The following is a 6,253-nucleotide window of genomic DNA, read 5'->3' as shown; positions in this document are numbered from 1 at the left end:
CGCTCGCGTTCTTCCACAGCGGCCAGCCCGCGCTCATGAATAGCTACTTACCGGCACCGTCCGCGCCCAAGCCGGGTCCGCGACCGGGCATGCCGAGCCCGGCGATGTTCGCGGCCAAGCTCAAGCCGGCCGCCGCGCCGGCCCACCCGCACTCCGACTCTGTCCGCTTCGGGCGGGTCGACGCTGACGGGACCGTCTATGTCGTCGAGGGCGAGGGCGAGCGGGCCGTCGGCTCCTACCCCGGTGCCAGCAACGACGAGGCACTCAACTACTTCGCCCGCAAATACGACGAGCTCTTCGCCGCGGCCGAACTCCTGCACCAGCGGGTGGCGGTCCCGGAGGTCACCGCCAAGGATGTCGCCGAAGGCCTCAAGGGCCTGCGCAAGCACATCGGTGACGCCAATGTCGTCGGCGACCTCGCGGCGCTGAACGCCCTGGTCAGCACCATCGAGGGCGAGCTGACCAGCAAGCGGCAGGCCGAGGGGGAGGCCCGCGCTGCGGCGAAGGCCGAGGCGCAGACCGCCCGCGAGGCCCTCGTCGCCTCGGCCGAGCAGATCGCGGCCGTTCCGGTCGAGCGCGTCCAATGGAAGACCGCGAGCGCAACCATGCGCAGCCTGCTCGACACCTGGAAGGAGCACCAGCGCTCCGGGGTTCGGCTCGACAAGGAGATCGAGGCCGCCTTGTGGCAGCGCTTCTCGAAGGCTCGCAACTCCTTCGACAAGGCCCGACGCAGCCACTTCGCGGAGTTGGAGTCCACGCGCGCCGGCGCCCGAGCCACCAAGGAGAAGCTCGTCGCCGAGGCCCAGCACCTGGCCACCAGCACCGACTGGGCGGCCACTGCCGGCGCTTTCAAGCGGCTGATGGATCAGTGGCGCGTCGCCGGCCGGGCCTCGCGCGCCGAGGACGATTCCCTCTGGGAGCAGTTCAAGTCGGCCCAAGACAGCTTCTTCAACGCCAAGGACGCCGTCGTGGCGGCCGAGGACGAGGAGTACCGCGCCAACCTCGAGGTCAAGCTCGCCTTGCTCGCCGATGCCGAAAAGTTGCTCCCGGTCACCGACCTCGAGGTCGCGAAGGCGGGCTTGCGCGGCATCCAGGACAAGTGGGACAAGGCCGGCAAGGTGCCGCGCGCCGACATCGAGCGCACCGAGAAGGGGCTGCGCCGCATCGAGTCCGCTGTCCGCGACGCCGAGGATCGCAAGTGGCGCCGCTCCAACCCCGAGGTCGCCTCGCGCGCCCACTCGCTCGCCACCCAGCTGGAAGCGTCGGTCGCCAAGCTGGAGGCCGACCTCGCTGCCGCCGAGGCCAAGGGCAACGCCAAGCAGGTCGCCGACCTGACCGCGAAGCTCACCGCCCAGCGGGCCTGGCTCGACCAGGCGCGGGGCGGCTTGGCCGAGTTCGGCGGCTGACGCTGACCGGCCGCCGCGCGGGCATAAAATGCCTGGCGGCGAGCATCCAACCCGCCGGCCGCGATGACATCGTCGTCACCGCGGATCCCTTTCCCGGACAAGGGAGTCACGCAGTGAAGATCGGCGTCCCCAGCGAGGTCAAGAACAACGAGTTCCGCGTCGGCATCACGCCCGTGGGGGTGGCGGAACTCGTCGCGCACGGACACGAGGTGCTCATCCAGAAGGGCGCCGGCGAGGGCAGTGCCATCGCCGATGCCGACTTCGTCGCCCAGGGTGCGCGCATCATCGACGACGCTGACGACGTCTGGGGCGAGGCCGACCTGGTAATGAAGGTCAAGGAACCGGTCGCCCAGGAGTACCACCGCCTTCGGCCCGGACTAACGCTCTTCACCTACCTCCACCTCGCGGCCGATCGGCCACTGACCGACGAACTGCTCGCCAGGCAGGTCACCGCGATCGCCTACGAGACGGTTCAACTCCGCTCGGGGATGCTGCCCCTGCTCTATCCGATGTCCGAGGTCGCCGGCTGCCTCGCGCCCCAGGTCGGCGCCCACTCGATGATGAAGGCCAACGGCGGGCGGGGCGTCCTGATGGGCGGCGTCGGCGGCGTCGCCAATGCCAAGGTCGTCGTCCTCGGCGCCGGCGTCGCGGGCCAGAATGCGGCAAATATCGCGCTCGGCATGGGCGCCGAAGTCACCATGCTCGACACCGACCTCGACAAGCTGCGCATGAGCTTCTGGCGCTACGACAACCGCGTGCGCCAGATCGCCTCGTCCGCCTTTTCGGTCCGCGAGGAGGTGCTGCGCGCCGACATGGTCATCGGCACCGTGCTCATCCCCGGCGCCAAGGCCCCCAAACTCGTCACCGACGAGATGGTCGCCCAGATGAAGCCCGGCTCGGTCCTCGTTGACGTCGCCATCGACCAGGGCGGCTGCTTCGAAGGCTCGCGCCCGACCACGCATGCCGACCCCACCTTCACCGTGCACCACTCCATCTACTACTGCGTCGCGAATATGCCCGGCGCCGTCCCCAACACCTCCACCTGGGGCCTGACCAATGCCACCTTGCCGTATGCCGTGCGCCTGGCCGACTCCGGCTGGCAGGCCGCACTCGCGGCCGATCCCGCGCTCGCCAAGGGTCTGAACACCCAGGACGGGCAGATCACCTGCCCGGGTGTCGCGGCGGCCTTCGACCTGCCCTGCCAGGACGTCGCCGACCTCTTGGCGTGAGCGTGCCCGGCGCCGGCACCGCGCGGGCGATCGACGCCTGGCTGGTCCACCTCGAGGTCGAGCGCGGGCTGTCACGGCATACGTTGGCGGCCTATCGCCGCGACCTGCGCCGGTATGCCGATTTCCTCGCCGCCCGCGGCATCGACGATCTCGCACGGGTCGATGAGGCAACGATCACCGACTTCCTCGCCGCCCTGCGGCAGGGGGACGCCGAGCACCGGGCCCTCGCCGCGACCTCCGCAGGCCGCACGCTGGTCGCGGTCCGGACCTTCCATCGCTTTCTCGCCCTCGACGGCGTGCTGCCGACCGATCCGGCTCGCCCCGTCTCGCCACCTCAGACGGCTGCCCGTCTGCCCAAGGCGCTGCCGCTGGATCAGGTCGAGGCCATCCTCGACGCCGCCGGCGTCGGGGACACGACGGCCGCGCTGCGCGACCGCGCTCTGCTGGAGGTGCTCTATGGGCTGGGCGCCCGCGTCTCCGAGGCGACCGGGCTGGATCTCGACGACATCGTGCCCGGTGCCGGCGTCGTCCGGCTGCGCGGCAAGGGCGGCAAGGAACGACTGGTGCCCCTTGGCTCCTATGCCGGGGCCGCCCTCGACGCCTATCTGATCCGGGCCCGCCCTACCCTCGCGGTCGGCGGCCGCAGCGCCTCGCCAGCGCTTTTCCTCAATCACCGCGGGGGGCGCCTGACCCGGCAAGGCGCCTGGGGGATTCTCAAGGCAGCGGCGGACCGGGCCGGCGTGCGGGCCGCGGTCACACCGCATACGCTTCGGCACTCCTTCGCCACCCACTTGCTGCAGGGCGGGGCGGATGTCCGCATCGTCCAAGAGTTGCTCGGCCACGCGTCGGTGACGACGACGCAGATCTACACCAAGGTCACCATCGACCAGCTCCGCGAGACCTATGCCGCGGCTCATCCCCGAGCGCGCTGATAGGGTCGAGGCCGATCGGCGCGAGGCTGACCGCGACGGCAATCGGCAGGGTGTGGAGGAATGACGGTGGACAAGACCGAAGTCCTCCCCGGCATCGAGGCGGCCGTCGTCGGCACGACCGGGCCTACGGGCCGCCCGCTGCCCGTCTTCCCCGACCCGGCCCCGCTCGCCGGTCACGGCCCGGCCCGCGTCATCTCCCTGTGCAACCAGAAGGGTGGCGTCGGCAAGACGACGACCACCATCAACCTCGGCGCGGCGCTCGCCGAGTGCGGGCGAAAGGTGCTGCTGCTCGACTTCGACCCCCAAGGGGCGCTCTCGGTCGGCCTGGGCGTCAACAGCAATGATCTCGACGTCACGATCTACAACCTGCTCATCGAGCGCGGCCATGACATCCGCGAGATCATCCGGCCCACCCGCGTGCCCGGCCTCGACATCGTCCCGGCCAATATCGACCTGTCCGCCGCCGAGGTCCAGCTCGTCGGTGAGGTCGCCCGCGAGCAGGTGCTCGCCCGGGTGCTGCGCCCGGTCATGGACGACTACGACCTCATCCTCATCGACTGCCAGCCCTCCCTCGGTCTGCTGACCGTCAACGCCCTCACCGCCAGCCATGGCGTGCTCATCCCGCTGGAGACCGAGTACTTCGCCATGCGCGGCGTCGCCCTGCTCGTCGAGACGATCGAGAAGATCATCGACCGGCTCAACCCCGGCCTGCGCATCGACGGCATCGTCGCGACGATGTATGACGGCCGCACCCTGCACAGCCGCGAGGTCGTCGAGAGCGTGGTGGCGCACTTCGGCGACCAAGTGCTGCATACGGTCATCGCGCGCACCGTGAAGTTCCCGGACGCAACGCTCGCCGCCGAACCCATCACGACGTATGCCGCCACCCACCCCGGTGCCGCGGCCTACCGGCAGCTCGCGCGCGAGTTGATCGCCCGCGGCAGCGCCCCGTGACCCGGCGCCGGGACGCCGCGCGATGACCAGCGACCTGCTGCTCAGTGAGGGCGAGGTCCCCGGCGGGGTGCTCACCCGCCGGGCATCCGGCACCGCGTTCGAGGTGCACCTCGACGTCTTCGAAGGACCCTTCGACCTTTTGCTCGGCCTGATCGCCAAGCACAAACTCGATATCACCGAGATCGCGCTCGCCCAGGTGACCGATGAGTTCATCGCGCACCTGCGCGAGCGCCGCGAGAGCAACGACTGGGATCTGTCGCAAGCCAGCGAGTTCCTGCTCGTCGCGGCTACTTTGCTCGACCTCAAGGCTGCCCGCCTGCTGCCCCAGGTGCGCCCCGAGGACGAGGACGACATCGCCCTGATCGAGGCGCGTGACCTGCTCTTCGCCCGGCTGCTGCAGTATCGCGCCTTCAAGGACGTGGCGGGCGAGTTCGCGGAGCGACTGGCCGTCAACCGGGCGAGCGTCGCCCGCCGGGGAGGTCTGGAGCCGCGCTTCGCGGCCCTGCTCCCCGAGTTGATCATCGGCGTCTCGCCCGAACAACTTGCCAAGATCGCCGCCCGGGCGATGACCCCCAAGGCCGTTCTCAGCGTCGGCCTGGATCACCTGCACGCGCCGGCCGTCAGCGTCCAGGAACAGGCGGCGATCCTCGGCGAGCGCCTGCGCCGTCATCAGGTCGCGACCTTCCGCACCCTGATTGCCGACGCCGACTCGACGCTGGTCATCGTCGCCCGGTTCCTGGCGCTGCTGGAGCTCTACCGGGAGGCGTCGGTGTCCTTCGAGCAGGTCGAAGCGCTGGGGGAGCTGACCGTGCGCTGGACGGGCGCCGACGACGGCGAGATCACCGTGAGCGACGAATTCGACGAATCCGACCTGGCGCCGCCGGCCGATGCCGGACCGATCAAGGAGCACGCATGACGCAGACCACCGAGCCGGCGCCAGCCGTCGGCCCGCCCCCCGAGGTCGAACCTGACGTCCTGGACGTTGCGGCCATGCCCGGCGGGGTGCCCGGGGCCATCGAAGCGATCCTCATGGTCGTCGATGAGCCCGTCAGCGATATCGCCCTCGCGACCGCCCTGGAGATCCCGCTCCCGGAGGTCACTGACGCGCTACGGGCGCTCGTCGACGACTACGACGGTCGCGGTTTCATGCTGCGCGAGGTCGGCGGAGGCTGGCGCATCTACAGCCGGCCCGAGTACGCCGCCGCCGTCGAACGCTTCGTCCTCGACGGCGCCCAGGCCAAGCTCAGCCATGCCTCCCTCGAGACGCTCGCGATCATCGCCTACCGACAGCCGATCTCCCGCGGCCGGGTCAGCGCTGTGCGCGGTGTCAACGTCGACGGCGTTGTGCGCACCCTGCTCTCGCGTGGCCTGATCGAGGAGACCGGCGCCGAGTCCGAGACCGGCGCCGTGCTCTACGGGACGACGGGCTACTTCCTGGAGCGGCTCGGCCTGCGTGACCTGGGCGAGTTGCCCGCGCTGGCTCCCTATCTGCCCGCCGTCGAGACTCTCGACGACCTCGCCGAAGCGGGGCGGTCATGACGCCCCCGCCCGCCCGAAATGGCGGCAATGACGCGCGTGGCGGGGGCCGCGGGCAAAGGGGCGGTGGCCAGGGTGGCGGACGGCCTCGTGGCGGTCCCGGCCGGCTGGGTGCCAGCGGCGTCGCTCCTTGCCGGTCAGCGGGTCGAGGCCGTCGTAGGCGACGACGTAGAAGCGGTCCTGGCGTTGCACGATG

The 6,253-nt window shown here is 70.4% G+C and carries 7 protein-coding genes; 6 read left to right on the top strand and 1 reads right to left on the bottom strand.

From position 1 onward, the window contains the following. The 6 genes from PKH97_RS12465 to scpB all read left to right on the top strand — a co-directional run. Window positions 1–1,406: DUF349 domain-containing protein (locus PKH97_RS12465; protein WP_324387802.1), on the top strand; the 1,406-nt coding region annotated here is incomplete at its 5' end. Between the two features lie 113 nt (window positions 1,407–1,519). Continuing rightward, window positions 1,520–2,635, top strand: coding sequence for an alanine dehydrogenase (gene ald / locus PKH97_RS12460; RefSeq protein ID WP_324387801.1), 1,116 nt, complete (start codon window positions 1,520–1,522; stop codon window positions 2,633–2,635). Further along, the gene (gene xerD, locus PKH97_RS12455; protein ID WP_324387800.1) at window positions 2,632–3,567 is read left to right on the top strand and encodes a site-specific tyrosine recombinase XerD; all 936 of its coding nucleotides are present in this window, start codon (window positions 2,632–2,634) and stop codon (window positions 3,565–3,567) included. The genes ald and xerD overlap by 4 nt, the downstream gene beginning before the upstream one ends. Before the next feature lie 60 nt (window positions 3,568–3,627). After that, on the top strand, window positions 3,628–4,521 hold the full coding sequence (locus PKH97_RS12450; protein WP_324387799.1) for an AAA family ATPase: 894 nt from the start codon (window positions 3,628–3,630) through the stop codon (window positions 4,519–4,521). A gap of 22 nt (window positions 4,522–4,543) precedes the next feature. Next, complete coding sequence (locus PKH97_RS12445; RefSeq protein ID WP_324387798.1) at window positions 4,544–5,437, top strand: ScpA family protein; 894 nt, start codon at window positions 4,544–4,546, stop codon at window positions 5,435–5,437. Next, complete coding sequence (gene scpB, locus PKH97_RS12440; RefSeq protein ID WP_324387797.1) at window positions 5,434–6,060, top strand: SMC-Scp complex subunit ScpB; 627 nt, start codon at window positions 5,434–5,436, stop codon at window positions 6,058–6,060. Before PKH97_RS12445 ends, scpB begins: the two co-directional genes overlap by 4 nt. Here scpB and PKH97_RS12435 read toward each other — a convergent pair. Continuing rightward, the coding region (locus PKH97_RS12435; RefSeq protein WP_324387794.1) for a hypothetical protein at window positions 6,055–6,253 on the bottom strand (199 nt) is incomplete at its 5' end. The two genes, scpB and PKH97_RS12435, sit on opposite strands and share 6 nt — an antisense overlap.

This window comes from Nostocoides sp. (genome assembly GCF_035343835.1).
GTDB lineage: Bacteria > Actinomycetota > Actinomycetes > Actinomycetales > Dermatophilaceae > Nostocoides_A > Nostocoides_A vanveenii.
This window is presented reverse-complemented; position numbering and strand designations above follow the sequence as displayed.